The following is a 17,836-nucleotide window of genomic DNA, read 5'->3' on the forward strand; positions in this document are numbered from 1 at the left end:
TGAGCTTATGATTATTCCTGCAATTGATTTAATTGATGGCAATGTTGTCCGCCTTTATCAAGGTGATTACGGCCAGCAGACCACCTTTGATTTAAGTCCTTTGGCGCAGCTGCAATCCTATGAGGCACAAGGCGCGAAGTGGTTACATATTGTTGATTTAACAGGCGCGAAAGATCCCGCTAAACGCCAAACTCGCCTTATCAGTCAACTCGTGGCGGGACTAAACGCTAATATTCAAGTGGGCGGCGGCATTCGCACGGAAGAGCAAGTCACTGAATTATTAGCTATCGGCGTAAAACGTGTGGTGATTGGATCACTGGCGGTGAAAGAACCTGAGTTAGTCAAACAATGGTTTATCAAATACGGCAGCGAAGCGATTTGCCTCGCACTCGATGTCAATATCAACCAGAGCGGCGAGAAAATTGTCGCCGTATCCGGTTGGCAAAGTGGCGGTGGTAAGAGTTTAGAATCCCTTGTAGAAACCTTTAGCGCGGTCGGTTTAAAGCATGCGCTAGTGACTGACATTAGCCGGGACGGCACCTTAACGGGCGCGAATACCGCGCTTTATCAAGAAATTGCAGCCAGCTTCCCCGACATCGCTTGGCAAGCCTCCGGCGGTATTGCGACCCTTGATGATGTGAGCGCCGTGCGTGACAGCGGCGCGGCGGGCATCATTATAGGCAAAGCCTTGCTTATCAATCAGTTTAACGTGGTGGAGGCAATCCAATGCTGGCCAAACGACTAGTCCCCTGTTTAGATGTGAAAGACGGTAAAGTAGTGAAAGGCGTGCAGTTTCGTAACCACGAAATTGTCGGTGATATCGTGCCCTTAGCCGCGCGTTATGCCAAAGAAGGCGCCGATGAGCTGGTATTTTATGACATTACCGCCAGCGCCCACGAACGTGTGGTCGATAAATCTTGGGTGAGCCGCGTGGCGGAGCAGATTGATATTCCCTTCTGCGTGGCCGGTGGCATTAAAACCATTAGCCAAGCCCGTGAATTATTAGCCTTTGGGGCGGATAAGATTTCGATTAACTCGCCCGCCTTAACCGATCCGAGTTTGATCTCGCGCCTGCAGGACGAGTTTGGCCGCCAGTGTATCGTGATTGGCATCGACTCCTTTTTCGATGCCACCAGCAACAGCTATAAGGTAAAGCAATTTACCGGCGATGAAGCGGCAACTAAGGATACCCAGTGGTTTACCCAAGACTGGGTTGAAGAAGTGCAAAAACGAGGTTGTGGTGAAATCGTGCTCAATGTAATGAACCAAGACGGCGTGCGCGGCGGCTACGATATCAAGCAGTTAAGTCTTGTTCGCGCCATCTGCGACGTGCCTTTAATTGCCTCGGGCGGCGCTGGGACTATGGCGCATTTCCGCGATGTGTTTATTGAAGCTAAGGTCGATGCGGCGCTGGCGGCGAGCGTATTCCACAAGGCGATTATCAACATTGGTGAATTAAAAGCCTATTTAGCGGCCGAAGGGATCGCGATTAGACGCTAGAGCGGTTCTAGGTTCTAGGTTCTAGGTTCTAGGTTCTACAAACGGATTAAGAGTGAACACTATGTCAACGCAAACAAACACTAAGTCGGATTTTAGCCCTTTTCAAGTTAATGAACTGGATTGGGACAAACAGGATGGGCTTATTCCTGCCGTTATCCAAAATCACTTATCGGGCAAGGTATTAATGCTCGGTTATATGGATAAAGCCGCGCTAGAAAAAACCTTAAGCACAGGTGATGTGACCTTTTTCAGCCGCTCAAAACAGCGCTTATGGACCAAGGGTGAAACCTCGGGCAATACGCTAAAGTTGGTGGCTATCGATAAAGACTGCGATAACGACAGCCTGTTAGTGCAAGTGATCCCCAACGGCCCAACCTGCCACAAAGGCACCGAAAGTTGCTGGTTAGATGACAATGCACACCCTTTCTTGAACAATCTCGCCAGCTTAATCACCTCGCGTAAAGGGCAAAGTGCCGATTCAAGCTATACAGCGTCTTTATTTGCGCGCGGCACTAAACGTATAGCCCAAAAGGTCGGGGAAGAAGGTCTTGAAACCGCCCTTGCCGCTGCGACCCACGATAAAGAAGAACTGGTTAACGAAGCCTCAGATCTTATCTATCACTTGTTGGTATTGCTTGAAGATCAAAACTTAAGCCTCAGTGACATCACAGCAAACTTGCTGGCAAGACATCAAAAGGCACTGCAGAGCAAAGCATAAACGTCTCACTGTCTCTGATTTCAAGCTAGTCGCTTACATCAAGAAATGCCGCACACTTAAGCCAAGTCTGCGGCATTTTTTATCTTGCCATAAATCTAGCTAACTCCTCTTTCCTTCCCCTCGTTGACCATAAACTCAGTGTGAGTTAGGCATGTCTTCCAGCTTAGCCACATGACAAAAAACAAACAAAATACTGTTGTAATGGTTGACAAGTACACTTCAAATCCCTAAGGTAGCCTCCGTTGCCGTTAGGTTATTAAGGCAAGGCATAAAAACACTTATCCGTTTTTACTCAACACACGCTAAGGCAAGTTTTATGTGTTTCACTGCATTTTATACTCCCTATCTGTAGCCGCAATGGCATAGATAGGCTCCCTCGCCTGACCTTCCATTGTGGCCATATCCTTTCGGATCCACTGAACGCCACTGTCTCATTTGCTTAAATCATTTTGTGCTTGAATCGCATCAAAATCCTTTAAGACAGTTGCTTTAGGATCAAATCTTTAGCTCATTTTATTGCAACACGCTTTTGAGATCATGTTATGACACAGAATAAAATTTTCGGCAGTCTGCTGCTTATCGCAGGCACCACTATCGGCGCGGGTATGCTGGCTTTGCCTATCGCATCGGCGGGACTTGGTTTTGGCACGTCCTCCGCCATCATGTTGATCCTGTGGGCGCTAATGGCCTACACGGCACTGCTTATGGTGGAAATCCATCAATTCGCCCCCAGCGATGCCAGCCTTAATCACTTGGCGCAACGCTTATTGGGTCGTAAGGGCCAGTTGATCGCCAATAGCGCCTTGATGTTTTTACTGTACGCCCTTTGCGCCGCGTACATTGCCGGTGGCGGTGAGCAAGTGAACCAAAAGCTGAGCACTTGGCTAGGGTTAAGTTTGCCACCACAGGCGGGCGCCATCCTGTTTACCTTGCTGATTGGGGCGATTGTGGGCATGGGAACTCACTGTGTGGACCTTATCAACCGCGGTTTGTTTGCCCTTAAGCTATTGGCATTACTGCTTATGTTGGCCTTGTTACTGCCGCAGGTAGAAAGCCCACATTTGCTCGAACTCCCACTCAACCAAGGCCTAATTATCACGGCTATTCCGGTGATTTTTACCTCCTTTGGTTTTCACGGGTCGATTCCCTCAGTGGTGCGTTACTTAGGGGTTGAGGTCAAATCCCTGCGCAGGATCATGCTACTCGGCTCCGCTTTACCACTGGTCATTTATCTTTTGTGGCAAGTAGGTAGCCAAGGTGTACTGAGCCAAAGCCAATTGCTCGAAAATCAGAGCTTATCGAGCTTTATCAATCAACTAGCGAGCGTACTGCACAGCGAATACTTAAGCAGCGCGATCAGTTTGTTTGCCGATCTCGCTCTTGCTACTTCGTTTTTAGGGGTGAGTTTAGGCTTGTTCGATTTTATGGCCTCGACCTTAAGACGAGAGGATGATTTTTCTGGTCGTAGCCTAACCGCTGCCATCACCTTTTTACCGCCCTTAGGTTTTGCCCTCTTCTACCCCCAAGGTTTTATCACTGCCCTAGGTTACGCAGCGATTGCGCTGGTGATCCTCGCCATCTTTTTACCTGTGGCCATGGTGTGGACACAGCGCCAGACGAGGGACGCGGCCAATATGCCGACGGGATATCGGGTCGCGGGCGGCAAGTTTGCCTTAATGCTCGCCACACTTTGCGGAATCGTGGTTATCGCAGCGCAGATGTTTAGCTAGTTCCAATTCACTCACCAAGAGTGAGTTAACTAAAAGTTAGCTAGCTCGAATAACAGATTAGGTACAAGAGCCTGTAAAGCTTCAACTATTGACAGCAGGCTCTTGTCTATTCGATGATCCTTTCACATTAGTCAGCTAAGCCCTTGAGTGTTAAACTGCCTCTGATGCTCGTGCACGCTGCGACAGCGGCTAAGAAGACGGCTCCTAGAGTCAGTGACTAAAAAAGTACCTCAGCAAGATACCGATGCAAAGCAGGCGTGATTGTATTTGTTCAATGCTAAGGCACGAGTTTGATCAGGGCTCAGTGAAGAAGGAAAGAAATCGAACCCAATGCCAATCCACAACAAACCAAGCCGTAGCAGTGCTTCTGATAGCAAGGCACCTCAACACGAGGCAACGGAGACATCCGCTGGCCCTCACAGAGGTACTGCAGGTTCTGGGACGGATACTCATGTTGCAACACAAAGCCGCCGTAAATTCCCCCTGAAAAAGACCTTATTGGCGACCAGCTTAACGGGCATCTTGGCGGGCGTGGCATTAACTGTGTGGATTGTGAATACCCAGGCTGAAAAACTGATCATGCAGGCGGCAAATTTTGCTCTCGCAGACATGGACAGCGAACTGATTGACATTGAATTAGGGGAAAGTCAGTTAGAACATTGGCGCATTACTTCTGCCAATCTTAGGGTGCATGACAGCCATATCAGGCTGAATAACCTGAATATTCAGCTAAAACTTGACTGGCCGCAAAGTTTTGTCGAGCTGAAACAGTTCAGCCAAATCGCTTACCTCACTCAAAAACTCACCCAAATCTCCACAGGTGATATTGAAGTCGAGTTAGGAGAATCGCTATTTTTACCCAATCGAAATGCCATCGATGAACAAGGCCCAGCCTTGGCCTTAGATATCAAATCATTACCCCTTATCGATATCGGTAAAACCAGCCTTATTCTCAAAGCTCACCATCTCGACACCCAAAATGATTTACCCGCCTATCGTTTGGTGATGGACAAGTTGAGCCTTAACGGCGCGGGGGAAATCAACAGCGAGTTTAGCCACGAAGGTGAAAGCATCGCCACACTCAAAGCCACACTCGCAGCCCAACAGTGGCAACTGGCAAGTCAAATTGCACTCGCGCCGCTGCTTGCAAGCTTGCATCAAATCAGCCTGAGGCAAGCGCAAGACAGTGTACTGAGTCCGTTAACTGAGCTTGATAAAGAGTGGCAAGCGTTAGCAATTGATTTACAAGGCCAATTGGTATCCAACAGCAGTATCACTTTAACCTCAGGCGAACTTATCAGTGAGCATCAATTAATCGATCCAAAGCTGACCTTTAATCAACTGGCTGCACTAGAGCTTGCGCCTAAACCCGAGCTTGCACCTAAGTCTGAGTTAGCATTTAAGATTGCAGGGCATTTAGCCGAACTTGACCTAAAACTAGAGCCCTTTAGCTTAGCGCTGAGTCCAAATACAGAGCAGCAACAACGATTGATGCAGCTGCTCGATGAGACGCTGGCTAAACCTTCATCTCAGTCAGTATCTGAACCAGTATCTCAACCGATAACTGAGCAAGTGCCTGATCAGACAGCGAGTCAAATCGCTAAGCTGCTATCGGGGCTCAAAAGTACAGATACACCAGTGGGAATCGCACTGACATTGCCTGAAGCCCTGCATTACCCGCTGACTCAAATTCCGCAAGATGTGCACTTAGCTAATCCCCTTGCGATTAAACTTCCTCGAGTGAAGCTTAAGACCTTAGGCAGTAAGCTCGATACCCAAGTCGATTTGGCCAATGTTGAAATCACAAAATCAATCGAAGCACTGTCCTTCAAAACAGATTGGCGCCTTAGTACGAGGCAAACAGGCTCAATGCAATTATCTGAATTGTGGGCAAATCCACCGCAGGACTTTAGCTGGAATAATAGTCAGTTAACAACAGCAGGCACATTTAACTTAGTTCAGACGCCAAGTTCAACCGATTGGCAATTCATCACTGCCGCTACCGAGTCGACTGAACTGACTCAATCAACAAAACAAGATACTGGCAACACGCTAGAGTTCGCCGTGGGTGAGCTTAAGCGTATTAGCATGCAAAATAAAAATGCGGCTAAACATGCAGAGTTTAGCCTTGGTAGTATCGCGATAAATGCCCTCGCGCCGCTGAACATAAGCTCGCAGCAAAGCACTCATACTCAGAGTTCTGGTATTCAAAACGCTAGCATTCAGAAAGTCAGTCCAGCGCAAAGCTCAGTACCCACATCTGATACCGCAAACAGGTTAACCCTTGCCATACCACCTTTAACCTTAGCACTGGAGCAACTGTATTTTTCGCAGACCAAACAGACTTTAGTGACAGATGGTGTAGTCACTGAGGCTAATGCGGATAAAAATGCTAGCACTAGCATCATAACGAAAACCGATATGAATGCGGGCAGTTTCTCGATTGCATTACAAAAAGCCATGTCATTTGAACTTAAACCCAATATCGAAGCGCTGTTCGACTCGCTGCTCTCTACCACTTGGCGTAATCAACTCGCATGGCAAGCCAGTCAGCTAAATATCGAAAAACAGCTCAGCAGCAAAGGCCGCAGCCGCAAAGAAACCGTACTTAAGCTGGACAAGTTAACGCTGGCACAAAGCTTAGATTGGAAAAATAACACGCTCTTTGGTGATGAGCACTGGCAAGTGGGCACAGTTGAGCTGCAAAGCCAACACAAGTTGAACCTTGCCACCGCGAACAATCCCTTAGTGTTAACGGGCCAATGGGTAGTCAACACTAGCATGACCGAGGCGCTGGCCTTGCTCAATCAAACCCAACCCTTACCATCTGAGCTTAATGTCACAGGTAATAACCAATTACAGGCGCAGTTTAATTTAACCCAACAGCGCGATCAGACCCAATTTGCCATGCAAATAACTCAATCGATGACAGAACTTGAAGGCTTTTATAAAGACATCATTTTTGAGGGGGGAAAACTGCAAGCGCAATGTGAGTTCACTTGGGGGCAATCTTATAAAAAAGAGTCTCATAACAAGCCGCAGGATAAAGGCTATTTTAGCAGCCTCAGTAAGCTCAATTGCCCGCAGACGCTGATGACCTTTAACTTATTTGATCCAGGCTTCCCACTGACCGATATCGAAGTGGAAGCCGATATCGCCCTTGGCAAAGATGCCGAGAAATTGCCCGACAATTGGATACAACAACTCACAGGCTTAAGTGACACCGATGTTTCCATGACCGCCAAAGGCAAAGTGCTCAGCGGCCAGTTTCTGCTGCCAGAATTTAATCTTAAATTGCAGGATAAATCCCATGCCTATCTGTTACTGCAGGCCATGAGTCTAGAAGAGGTCCTGCGTATTCAACCGCAAATTGGCATCTATGCCGACGGCATATTCGATGGCGTGTTGCCCGTCGATTTAATCAACGGCAAAGTGTCGATCACTGGCGGGCAATTAGCCGCGCGCGCACCCGGCGGCCTCATCGCTATCTCAGGCAACCCCGCCGTTGAGCAGATGCGCCAATCCCAACCGTATCTAGACTTTGTCTTTTCAACGTTAGAACACTTACAATACAGTCAATTATCAAGCAGCTTTGATATGGACCAAGCCGGTGATGCTAAACTACTCGTCGAAGTGAAAGGCCGCGGTGAAGGGATTGAACGCCCTATCCACTTGAATTACTCCCACGAAGAGAACATGCTGCAATTATTTAGAAGTCTGCAAATTGGTAATGACTTGCAGGACAGAATCGAAAAATCAGTGAAGTAACAAGGAAACCTCAGTGAAGATAATTCAATTACAGCAAATTAGCATAGGTACCCGAAGCGCACTTATCGCATTGGTAGCCCTAGCCTCATTGCAGGGCTGTACGCCCACAGTAAAAATAGAACCGCCGGATAAACCTATCGTTATCAATCTCAATGTGAAAATTGAACATGAGATACGGATCAAAGTAGATAAGGAATTAGACCAACTCCTGTCAGACGATAAGCTGTTCTAATTAAATAAGAATTGAGGAATCACCATGAAATCAATCCGACTAAAAACAAAGTTATTATTGCTATTAACCCTCAGCGTCTTAAGCCTAAGCGCCTTTGCCATGTCACTTCAAGAAGCTAAATCACAGGGCTATTTAGGGGAACAAGCCAACGGCTACTTGGGATTAGTGCAAGCCAATCCCGAAGCCAAAGTCGTGATGGACGACGTAAATAACAAACGTCGCGCACACTACGAAACCATTGCCAAGAAGAACAAACTCTCCCCTGCCGACGTCGCTAAACTCGCCGGTGAAAAAGCCATAGCCGCCACAGATAAAGGCAACTATGTACAAGATGCCAAAGGCAAATGGACTAAAAAGTAGTCCGCTTTCTAAGGCTCTAGCGCGTAAAAGCAAAACGAATAGACATAAACAAAACGCCTGCAGTAGCAGGCGTTTTTGTTGATGGAGTTTGATTAAGCACACTTATTCCAGTGACACGCCGTCCTGTTACCTAGTAAGAAGTATCCCTATAGGCTCTCGACCGTGACATCCATGTCACGGATGGTCACTTCCATGACTGTGCTTAATCTCATCAACCCCGGCGTATACTGGGTAACCAAATTTAACAATGGGTGCTATTAAATTATTAACTAAATTACGTAATTGTGTTACTAAAAAATTGATTGCTATTGTAATAATTACTCTGCTGACAATGCTTCAATTTGTTGCAACCATGTATTAAATAACTCACATTTTCCGCGCATAGCTTCAAGGCCAACATCTAGTGCCGCCAAAGTTCCCATCAGTGGTTTTTCGTAATTATCAATTAAACTTATAATACGCTTACTCGGTGCTGTTTGCGGGCTGTTGTTGATGTGTTCAGGTGAAGCGAACTTATCAGCGATAGCTTGAAAGGATGCAACTAAATCTGGTTTATCCATGCCTAAAGCCATTTTCTCGGGATCGCTGAATAACAAACCTTCGAACTCATACATTTGTACAAAAGGAATAAAGCGGCGCATCACATCAGTACCTAATGTCTCGGTAAGCTTTGCAACCAATTCTTTCTGCAACGATTCAGCCTTATCCGTAATAGCAGCATTAACAGCTAAAGCTTTTTTACCCGGGAATGATTCGGGTAAACCATAGAAATCAAAAAATGTGGTGCAATAGCAGTTTTTATCCGCAGTAAGTCGATTTCGGATATCGGGCAAAAGACGTTCAAATTTGAAGTTACCGCCTTTATGCCCAGGTTTACCTATTAAAGCAGGCCTAAGGTAAATACCTTTATTAGCAAAAGGTTCAACAAGTAAATTATTAACAAAGGCTTCTTCAGTTTGCCCTTCACAAATGACATGAACAATGATCATTTTGACGGCCTCCCGCCTAAAATATTTTTCTCCCAAAGTTCACCAACTGAATAATCCTCAAGCCAAAACTTAAATTCATCTTCCTCTAAACGTTTAAAGTTAGAAGCACCATTTTCTCTTTCTACAACAATAAGATCATCGATTTCAAACTCATTCAGCAAAGGTACTGATTGTGTCGAAACAATCACTTGCATACGCAGTGAAGCCGATCGTAATAATGCTCCAAGTAAAGTAATAGCGTACGGGTGTAATCCAAGCTCAGGCTCGTCAATAATAATGGTAGAAGGAGGTTTGGGTTGTAGCAACGCTGTTACTAAGCAAATAAAACGGATTGAACCATCAGACAACTGACTAGGCCATAACGCATAATCACTATCTGTTTGTGTCCATAATAAACGAACTTGTTCTTCACCAGTTTCTAACTGAGTTGGCTTTAACACAAAATCGTTGAAAAATGGTATCGCTAGCTTAACAGTCTTACGAATTTGACTATATACCTCGGACTCTTCATTTTTTAAACGATATAAATACGCTGCTAAGTTTGAAGCATCATTACGTAAATACTCGTTATCGTGTACAGAGGATAACCGCTTTACTCCTGCCGTATCGCTAGTGTCGTGAAAATGGTACACACGCCAACTCGAAATTGAACTATAACAATAATCAGCTTCTGAAAATTTACTGCTTTTTTCATATTTAAATTTTAGCTTTGCTTCATTATGACCAGAACCCAGAGAAATCCACTTATCACCAAAATAAGGCCCTTTAAAATAGAGTGATTCTTGCGCAAAAGTAAAACCACCATCTACTGTTGGTTCTAAAAGAAACTTATAACCATTAATACCAAAGGTCACAAGAGATCCAAATTTTTCAGTTTCTTTTATGCCAAAGCTTAAAATTCGATCTGCTCCGCCCTGTTTTTTACTCCATACCTGTAAACGCCCGTCGAGCATCTCGCCAAGCAAGCGGAAATATGAAACAAAGTTACTTTTACCAACACCATTAGCGCCAATTAGGACGTTTAAGCTATTTAATCTTAGCTTTTCCATCGAACGTATCGATTTAAAACCGACAATACTCAATTCCTTGATGGGGTTTACTGTACCCATTTTACACCCTCTTTTAGCTTTCTCTGGCTACACACTTTTCTGCTGACGTTAATTGGTAATCGTTGATACGATCGCCTTATTCGGTCCAAACAATAACAGACACTTTACCACGGCTAGCGCATTTTAATCCCCAAAAAATATAGGCACTCCCAACTCTTTTTGCTTTTAGAGGTACACAAACAGCTCACCAAAACCGTTCTTACCATAGTTAAATAAAAACTCCTCCTCTTGAACCTGCAGACTACGCAAATGCTGAAAGGTGCGCCATGGTGATTGGCGAGACGACCGTCCGCCCCATGGACGGGGCGGTCGAGCATCCACGGATGGACTCGCTGCGAGTCGACGAGTGAATACCATGGCAAACCAGACTGCGTAGTGAGTTTGATACTAAAAGCAGAGCCAATAAAGAGTAATAAGACTCACAAATTATCGTTGGGTAGCATTCGAAAGGAAGGTGTTGAAGATCCACGTGACTAATTTTAGGAAAAGGCTTTCTTAGCAGAAATTAGCAGAAAAGAGTACAGATAACGCACTAACGCCATGGGGATTTTAGCGAATTATCGGCAAGTGGTTAATATCAAAACCAATCGTGATGTATGGCTAATGGCAGATATTAAAAACCAATGATGACTATTGATCTACAACCCCATTATGCTGCTACCACGTGGCGCTGCGCACGTAGTGGGTGTAAGCGATTATGCATCACTTTGATGGTTTCAAACTGCACCATAGTTTTCGCGCCCGACAAAACACATTCAGGTGACAATAACATCACTAGCGCGGACTGTAGGGTATTTTCAACCACGAGGGCGAGCACTCTTTGCTTTTGGCATTTAAGCTCAAAGACTTTACCTACGTCGCTATAAACACAGACATCACTGGTATCAAAAAACCATGATTTAGGCATTTGCGGTGTCAGCATAAAATGGGCGGCGGTGGCATTGAGCGCAATTTGAACAATAGCGGCATCGGACAAAGACAGGGTTTTAGGCAATCTATCGAGTAAGTTCATATAGAATTTGGCGTGCGCAATATTAAATTCCATGCTTGATAAGGCATCTGGAATGAGTAATTTTGCTTTATAAGACGTCAGAAATTCTATCTCGGAACCTAACGATACGCCTAATACACCATACGAATCGTTATATTTCCATTGCCAATCTTTTTGCGGCATTAATAACATAACGGTGACCCAATATTTGAACACTGGGACATAATAGTAGATATTTTATCCAATATCAAAATAAAAATAATAAAATACAAATTATTTAACAGTTACTTAGTCGATCTATTGTAGGATCTTAACAGCGATCTAAGGATCATTTTAGATCGCTGTTAAAGAATAAGATCTTATTTTAGATCGTTATATTAATCCTAAGATCATTATTTCAAGCAGTATGCATTCACTATTTCTTTAATTAACTTCGGACCTTGATAAATAAAACCCGAATAAATCTGAACCATAGTCGCGCCCGCATCAAATTTGGCTAAGGCATCTTCAGCGCTATTAATACCGCCCACACCTATGATCGGGATCTGCCCTTTCAAACAAATTGCCAATTGCTTAATCACTTTAGTAGACAGCTCAGTTAAAGGTTTGCCGCTTAACCCGCCGCTTTCATTGGCGTTGGCAAGACCGCTAACACCATCACGCGTTAAAGTGGTATTGGTCGCAATTGCACCATCAAATTTGTTTTTAATCAAAGCTTGCGCGATATTTTCAATTTCTTCGATGGTTAAATCTGGAGCAATTTTAAGCGCGATGGGCACGTATTTTTTATGCTTTTCGGCCAGCTCAAGTTGCTTGGTTTTAATTGCGCTCAATAATTCATCTAATAGATCGCCATATTGTAGCGATCGTAATCCTGGGGTATTGGGTGATGAAATATTCACCGCAATATAAGCCGCATGGAGATAAACTTTATCCATGCAGATCAAATAATCGTCTTTACCTTGTTCTACTGGCGTGTCTTTATTTTTGCCAATATTGACGCCAACCATAATATCGGTCTTTTTAGCGATCAAATTTTTGACCAGATTATCGACACCCTTATTATTAAACCCCATGCGATTAATGATGCCTTTAGCAGGCTTTAATCTAAATAGACGGGGTAAATCGTTACCAGGCTGTGGTCTTGGGGTAACTGTACCCACTTCAATATGACCAAATCCCATCGCATGAAAGGCATCAATCGATTCGCCGTCCTTGTCCATACCGGCAGCGAGTCCCACTGGGTTAGGAAAGGTCAACCCCATAAAGCTGACAGGAGCAGGTGCAATCGTTTGTCCATATAGACACGTTAACGGGCTATTGGCGGTCATTTTTAAACTGCCTATAGCAAGATGGTGAGCTCGCTCAGGATCCATCTGAAACATGACTTTCTGTGCGATTTTATAAAACATGTACTTTCCTCGACCTAAAAAAAGCCCCGGCGATCGCCAGGGCTTCTGATTGTTATAATAAGTTTACTTTTGGCCTTCGCAATGAAGGATCAGAAGGTTAAGTTCACGTAGGGCGACAGAGAACTTAGCAAACTCATGGATTTGCGACGTTTTAAAGTCAGCTAGCATATGGAACCATCTTTCCAATAAGCCTTGATTTATCTCAATCCACTGAGAAATCACACTTTCGGCATCACAGGTTGCACTGCAAGTTCTTAAGACAACTGAACTTAATGCACGTTGTTGCCAATCTAACTCTTCCCTAAAGGCGGCACGAGCCAGTGCTTGCCAATGGTTCGCTACAGGTTGAGCGCTGATCTGTTCTAAGAACCAGTGCAGCTCAACGCGGGCGCCGAGTTTGAAGTAAGTTTCAGCCACTAATGCCACTGTCTTATCTTCTGTTTGCGCAATTTGGGCAATGTCTAAGGCAGAGAACAAGGTGCTCATGTTAGCCACAATGGTTGCCACAGCTTGTGGTACGTTTTCTTTGACCAAGGCATTGATCTCAGATTGAATACCTTTCGCTTCTTCTTCTACCAGATATAAATGAACATTATCTTTAATTTGTTCAAATACTGGTTTGAAGAAGGCAACGGTTTGTTCGATGCTCCAAGAGCGGTTACGGTGACGGAGGAACCAGCGGCTAGCACGACGCATATTGCGGCGTAACTGATGCAGCATTTCACCTTGAACCACAGCCGGAACTATGCCGTTTAAGTCAGTGATCGATCTAGTTAATTCAGCTAAACCAAATACTTCGCGGGCCATAGTGTAACAAATTGCCGCGTCGGCAACTGAGGCACCAGTCTCATCTTGCATACGTTGAACAAAGTTCAAGCCCATGTCGTTGACGAGTTCATTGGCGAGTGAGGTCGCAATAATTTCGCCACGCAGTGGATGGGTTGCCATTTTGTCGCTGTATTTTTCCTGAAGTTTTTTCGGGAAATAGGCGATAAGCAATTGGCTTAACAAAGTATCTTCAGTGATTTCTGGCGTCACTAATTGCTCTTTCAGCACCATCTTCGCATAGGCAACCAATACTGATAGCTCTGGGCGCGTTAATGCACGACCACTGGCTAAACGTTCAGCTAGCTCATCGTCAGACGGTAAGAACTCTAACGCTCTGTCTAACTTGCCTTCTTTTTCCAGGTACTGGATAAAGCGGATCTGCTCTTTTAACTGCTCAGCACCGCGCACTTGAGTCACAGAGATAGTACGAGTTTGATCTTTACAGTCTTGTAGTACGATTTGGCCGACTTCTTCAGTCATTTCTTCCAGTAAACGGTTACGCTGCTTAAGCGTCAGTTCACCTTCAGTCACCATAGCGTTCAGCAAAATCTTGATGTTCACTTCGTTGTCGGAACAGTCCACACCACCAACGTTATCCACGAAGTCAGTGTTGATGCGACCGCCATTAGACGCATATTCAATACGACCTAACTGAGTACAACCTAAGTTACCACCCTCGCCGACTATCTTAGCGCGCAGTTCGCCACCGTTGACACGTAGAGCATCGTTGGCACGATCGCCGACTTCAGCGTGGGTTTCACGTGAAGATTTCACATACGTACCGATACCGCCGTTCCAGATCAAATCCACTGGCATTTTCAACAGTTCTTTCATCAGCTCAGTTGGGGTCATAGAGGTTTTCTCTGTGGCCAACATTTGCTTCATCTCTGCCGATAATGGAATGGATTTAGATGAACGGAGGAAAATACCGCCACCTTTAGAAATCAACTTGCTGCTGTAGTCTTCCCAGCTTGAACGTGGCAGAGCGAATAAACGCGCCCGTTCATCATAACTTAATGCCGTATCCGGATTTGGATCGATAAAGATATGCATGTGGTTAAAGGCTGCAACCAGTTTAGTGTGCTTAGACAACAACATACCGTTACCGAATACGTCGCCCGCCATGTCACCTATACCTAAACAGGTAAAGTCTGTAGTTTGGCAATCAATACCGACTTCGCGGAAATGACGCTTAACCGATTCCCAGCCGCCTTTGGCCGTGATACCCATTTTCTTATGGTCATAACCGTTGCTGCCACCCGATGCGAATGCATCACCGAGCCAGAAGCGGTATTCGAGGGAAATCGAGTTCGCGATATCAGAGAAAGTCGCTGTGCCTTTATCGGCTGCTACCACTAAATAGGGGTCATCTTCATCGTGACGAACCACATCCAATGGATGGACGATTTCACCGTTCAAAATGTTATCGGTAATATCGAGCAATGCACGGATAAAGATGCGGTAACATTCTTGACCTTCGGTGAAGAAAGCTTCACGGCCGCCTTCAGTTGGCAATTGTTTACAAACAAAGCCACCTTTAGCACCCACAGGCACAATCACAGTGTTTTTCACTTGCTGTGCTTTTACCAAACCCAATACTTCGGTACGGAAGTCTTCACGACGATCTGACCAACGCAGACCACCACGAGCCACTTTACCGTAACGTAAATGCACACCTTCAACCCGTGGCGAATAAACGAATATTTCGAATTTCGGCAGTGGACGTGGCATTTCAGGGATCAGCGAAGGCATGAATTTAAACGAGATATAACTCTTAGATTCGCCTTTGGCATCCAGTTGGTAGAAGTTGGTACGCAGAGTGGCGTTAATCAAGTCTAAATAACGACGAATAATACGGTCATCATCTAAGCTAGACACTTCGTCTAAACGTAAATTGATCTGCTCCAAAAACTTGCCCAGAGTACGAGTTTTCAGTTTAGGGTTAAATTTACGGATGAACATCTTCACCAACAAATCAGCGATTTGTGGGTAACGACCGAAGGTTTCTTCAATATATGACTGACTGAAAGTTGCATCGATTTGACGCATGTATTTCGCATAAGCGCGCAATACAGAGACTTCACGGCCCGTTAAACCTGACGCCAGAATAATGCGGTTGAAGCCGTCATCTTCTAACTTCTTTTGCCACACTTGTGACAGTGCAGTTTGGAATCTATCTTGGCTATCAGCGATGTTATCTGTGTTGACGACTTTAACTGTCATCAAGAAGTCTAAGATCCAGAAGGTAGAACCGTCTGAAGTCGTGACTTCATATGGACGCTCGTTGATCACGCGCAGACCAAAGTTTTCGAGCATTGGCAGCACGTCAGAAAGATGAATAGGCTCATCTTTATGGAATAGCTTTAAACGCACTTTGTTATCGTTCAGCGCCGCTTCCTGCGGTTGATAGAACAACATGCCGAGCTTGTGTTCATCATCCAGTGCTTCTAGCTGTTGCATGTCGACGACGGCAGAACTTGGCAATACGTCTTCTTTATAGCTTTGCTCAAACGCATTGAAATAACGCTTAGTCAGATGAGTGCCAGCTTCTTCGCCGAGTGCACTGTTAAGCGCAGTACTTAACTTATCTTCCCACGAACGTGCCGCTTCTATTAAGTTGTTCTCTATGGCAGCCACATCTACATCCATATTATTGTTATCAACTTTGACTATGTAGTGAGTGCGGGCTAGCGTCGACTCGGAGAAATAAGTCGTAAACTCTACATCTTCTTTGCTGTTAAAGTGCTGGGCCAGAATACGTTGAGTATCTTGGCGGAGTTTAGTGTTGTAACGATCCTTAGAAACGTACACTAAACAGGATAAGAAACGGCCAAAGCCATCTTTGCGTACAAAGAGTTTCAGCTTGTCTCTGTCTTGCATTTCTAACACGCCATGGGCCATGTGCGATAAATCATCAACATTGGCTTGAATTAGCTCGTCACGAGGTAAATTCTCAAGGATGTTTAGCAGGGCTTTATAGTCGTGTGAACGTGGGGTCAAGCCTGAACGATCTAACACACGCTGCACTTTTTCATTCAGCAGTGGGATTTCACGTGGGCTGCGGTTATATAGGTTTGACGCATATAAACCGATAAATCTATCTTCGCCAATCACATTGCCTTTCTTATCGAAACGCTTAATACCGATATAATCGACATAAGCTGGGCGATGCACACGGCTCTTAGCGCTGCTCTTAGTGAGGATCAGTAAGCTGTGATCTAAGGCTTCTTTGCGGGCACTATCGGAGAAGCTAGATAACAACAAACCTTGCTCAGGTTGTGCTTTAGTGTGCTTGTTCATCAAACCTAAACTAGAGGCGATATTAGGCACTAACTCAACGTCACCTTCGACACGTTTCAAATCGTATTGACGGTAACCTAATAGCGTAAAGTGATGATTATTCAAGTAAGTCAGGAAGTTAATCGCTTCTTCTAACTCTTGCTTATCGCCCGGGAACGGACGTTTTGGCAATTCCTTAATCATCTCAGCCAACTTGGCAGACATGACTTCCCAGTCGTTGACTGATGAAGCGACATCGGCAAGCACAGACTGAATTTCGCGCTCTAATGCTTTGATATCGACCGTGCTGCTTTGACGGTCAATTTCAATCAAAAATACGGCGACATGCTCAGTGCTTTCAGGGCTTTTATTAAGATAAGTAACATTTGTCACACCACTTTCTGAACGCTCAATCGCCAGTGGAGTGTGCAACATCATGTGAGCAGTAATACCCATACGATTCAATGCCATACCAACTGAATCGACCAAGAATGGCATGTCAGGTTGGATAACTTCAATGATCGAGTGAGTAGATTGCCAGCCGTGTTTGGCTTGGCTAGGATTGAACACTCTCAGATGAGTGTTACCTTTTGGTGTTTTGTTCAGGGCGTTCCATAAACTGAGAACCGCACCGTATAAATCACTGTCATTACGCGCATTGAGATCGTCTTTCGACATGTGGGCATAAAGGCTGGTGGCGAACTGTTCAACTTGCTTGGCTTGTGAATTAGGGACTTTAGCGTGAATTAAACTGACTACATTTTCAAGTAGTACTGAAGGCATTGCATCTTTCAAGGCCATGTTGCTGTTTCCTTAAGCGTCTATGGCAGCGCTTTTTTCATTATTTGGATGCTTCGGCTTAACAATCGCAGATAAATTAATGTGATCTAGATCGTCGCGCGAAGTTTATTACTAAAACC

At 45.0% G+C, this 17,836-nt stretch carries 13 protein-coding genes; 7 read left to right on the top strand and 6 right to left on the bottom strand.

Going from position 1 to position 17,836, the window contains the following annotated elements; genetic code table 11:
• The first annotated feature begins 7 nt into the window (after positions 1-7).
• The 7 genes from hisA (at position 8) to L5M49_RS02795 (ending at position 8,308) form a co-directional block, all read left to right on the top strand.
• Entirely contained in the window at positions 8-745 is a 738-nt protein-coding gene (hisA, locus tag L5M49_RS02765) for a 1-(5-phosphoribosyl)-5-[(5-phosphoribosylamino)methylideneamino]imidazole-4-carboxamide isomerase (protein ID WP_263265409.1), read from the top strand.
• Entirely contained in the window at positions 727-1,500 is a 774-nt protein-coding gene (gene hisF / locus L5M49_RS02770; protein WP_263265410.1) for an imidazole glycerol phosphate synthase subunit HisF, read from the top strand. Before hisA ends, hisF begins: the two co-directional genes overlap by 19 nt.
• A gap of 61 nt (positions 1,501-1,561) precedes the next feature.
• Positions 1,562-2,218, top strand: a complete 657-nt coding sequence (hisIE, locus tag L5M49_RS02775) for a bifunctional phosphoribosyl-AMP cyclohydrolase/phosphoribosyl-ATP diphosphatase HisIE (protein ID WP_220590394.1) — start codon at positions 1,562-1,564, stop codon at positions 2,216-2,218.
• A 542-nt stretch (positions 2,219-2,760) separates the two neighbouring features.
• Complete coding sequence (locus L5M49_RS02780; protein ID WP_263265411.1) at positions 2,761-3,948, top strand: aromatic amino acid transport family protein; 1,188 nt, start codon at positions 2,761-2,763, stop codon at positions 3,946-3,948.
• A gap of 330 nt (positions 3,949-4,278) precedes the next feature.
• Positions 4,279-7,716: a YdbH domain-containing protein gene (locus tag L5M49_RS02785; protein WP_263265412.1), complete on the top strand. Its 3,438-nt coding sequence runs from the start codon at positions 4,279-4,281 to the stop codon at positions 7,714-7,716.
• Between the two features lie 13 nt (positions 7,717-7,729).
• Positions 7,730-7,948: a YnbE family lipoprotein gene (locus L5M49_RS02790; protein WP_028759774.1), complete on the top strand. Its 219-nt coding sequence runs from the start codon at positions 7,730-7,732 to the stop codon at positions 7,946-7,948.
• 24 nt (positions 7,949-7,972) lie between these two features.
• Positions 7,973-8,308 carry a YdbL family protein gene (locus L5M49_RS02795; RefSeq protein ID WP_263265413.1) on the top strand — a complete coding sequence of 112 codons (336 nt, stop codon included), beginning with the start codon at positions 7,973-7,975 and terminating at the stop codon, positions 8,306-8,308.
• Positions 8,309-8,625: 317 nt separating this feature from the next.
• Here the strand turns inward: L5M49_RS02795 and L5M49_RS02800 are convergent, their stop codons facing one another.
• The 6 genes from L5M49_RS02800 to L5M49_RS02825 all read right to left on the bottom strand — a co-directional run bounded on the left by L5M49_RS02800 (position 8,626) and on the right by L5M49_RS02825 (position 17,717).
• Entirely contained in the window at positions 8,626-9,297 is a 672-nt protein-coding gene (locus L5M49_RS02800) for a DUF4276 family protein (protein ID WP_263254827.1), read from the bottom strand.
• A complete protein-coding gene (locus L5M49_RS02805; RefSeq protein WP_263162716.1) occupies positions 9,294-10,406 on the bottom strand; it encodes an AAA family ATPase in 1,113 nt (370 codons plus the stop codon). The genes L5M49_RS02800 and L5M49_RS02805 overlap by 4 nt, the downstream gene beginning before the upstream one ends.
• A gap of 165 nt (positions 10,407-10,571) precedes the next feature.
• The gene (locus L5M49_RS02810; protein WP_263162718.1) at positions 10,572-10,763 is read right to left on the bottom strand and encodes a hypothetical protein; all 192 of its coding nucleotides are present in this window, start codon (positions 10,761-10,763) and stop codon (positions 10,572-10,574) included.
• A 292-nt stretch (positions 10,764-11,055) separates the two neighbouring features.
• Complete coding sequence (locus L5M49_RS02815; RefSeq protein ID WP_105252649.1) at positions 11,056-11,589, bottom strand: cell division protein ZapC; 534 nt, start codon at positions 11,587-11,589, stop codon at positions 11,056-11,058.
• Positions 11,590-11,789: 200 nt separating this feature from the next.
• Positions 11,790-12,809 (bottom strand): quinone-dependent dihydroorotate dehydrogenase, encoded by a 1,020-nt coding sequence (gene pyrD, locus L5M49_RS02820; protein ID WP_263265414.1) that lies wholly within the window; start codon positions 12,807-12,809, stop codon positions 11,790-11,792.
• Positions 12,810-12,872: 63 nt separating this feature from the next.
• Positions 12,873-17,717, bottom strand: coding sequence for an NAD-glutamate dehydrogenase (locus L5M49_RS02825; protein WP_263265415.1), 4,845 nt, complete (start codon positions 17,715-17,717; stop codon positions 12,873-12,875).
• Positions 17,718-17,836 lie beyond the last annotated feature (119 nt).

Source organism: Shewanella sp. SM74 (assembly GCF_025653725.1).
Lineage (GTDB): Bacteria > Pseudomonadota > Gammaproteobacteria > Enterobacterales > Shewanellaceae > Shewanella > Shewanella oncorhynchi.

Coding starts and splice junctions, on each gene's coding strand:
- L5M49_RS02825 (WP_263265415.1), bottom strand. CDS start 17,717: ATGGCCTTGAAAGATGCAATGCCTTCAGTACTACTTGAAAATGTAGTC.
- L5M49_RS02800 (WP_263254827.1), bottom strand. CDS start 9,297: ATGATCATTGTTCATGTCATTTGTGAAGGGCAAACTGAAGAAGCCTTT.
- L5M49_RS02780 (WP_263265411.1), top strand. CDS start 2,761: ATGACACAGAATAAAATTTTCGGCAGTCTGCTGCTTATCGCAGGCACC.
- L5M49_RS02810 (WP_263162718.1), bottom strand. CDS start 10,763: ATGGTATTCACTCGTCGACTCGCAGCGAGTCCATCCGTGGATGCTCGA.
- L5M49_RS02785 (WP_263265412.1), top strand. CDS start 4,279: ATGCCAATCCACAACAAACCAAGCCGTAGCAGTGCTTCTGATAGCAAG.
- hisA (WP_263265409.1), top strand. CDS start 8: ATGATTATTCCTGCAATTGATTTAATTGATGGCAATGTTGTCCGCCTT.
- hisIE (WP_220590394.1), top strand. CDS start 1,562: ATGTCAACGCAAACAAACACTAAGTCGGATTTTAGCCCTTTTCAAGTT.
- L5M49_RS02805 (WP_263162716.1), bottom strand. CDS start 10,406: ATGGGTACAGTAAACCCCATCAAGGAATTGAGTATTGTCGGTTTTAAA.
- L5M49_RS02815 (WP_105252649.1), bottom strand. CDS start 11,589: ATGTTATTAATGCCGCAAAAAGATTGGCAATGGAAATATAACGATTCG.
- pyrD (WP_263265414.1), bottom strand. CDS start 12,809: ATGTTTTATAAAATCGCACAGAAAGTCATGTTTCAGATGGATCCTGAG.
- hisF (WP_263265410.1), top strand. CDS start 727: ATGCTGGCCAAACGACTAGTCCCCTGTTTAGATGTGAAAGACGGTAAA.
- L5M49_RS02795 (WP_263265413.1), top strand. CDS start 7,973: ATGAAATCAATCCGACTAAAAACAAAGTTATTATTGCTATTAACCCTC.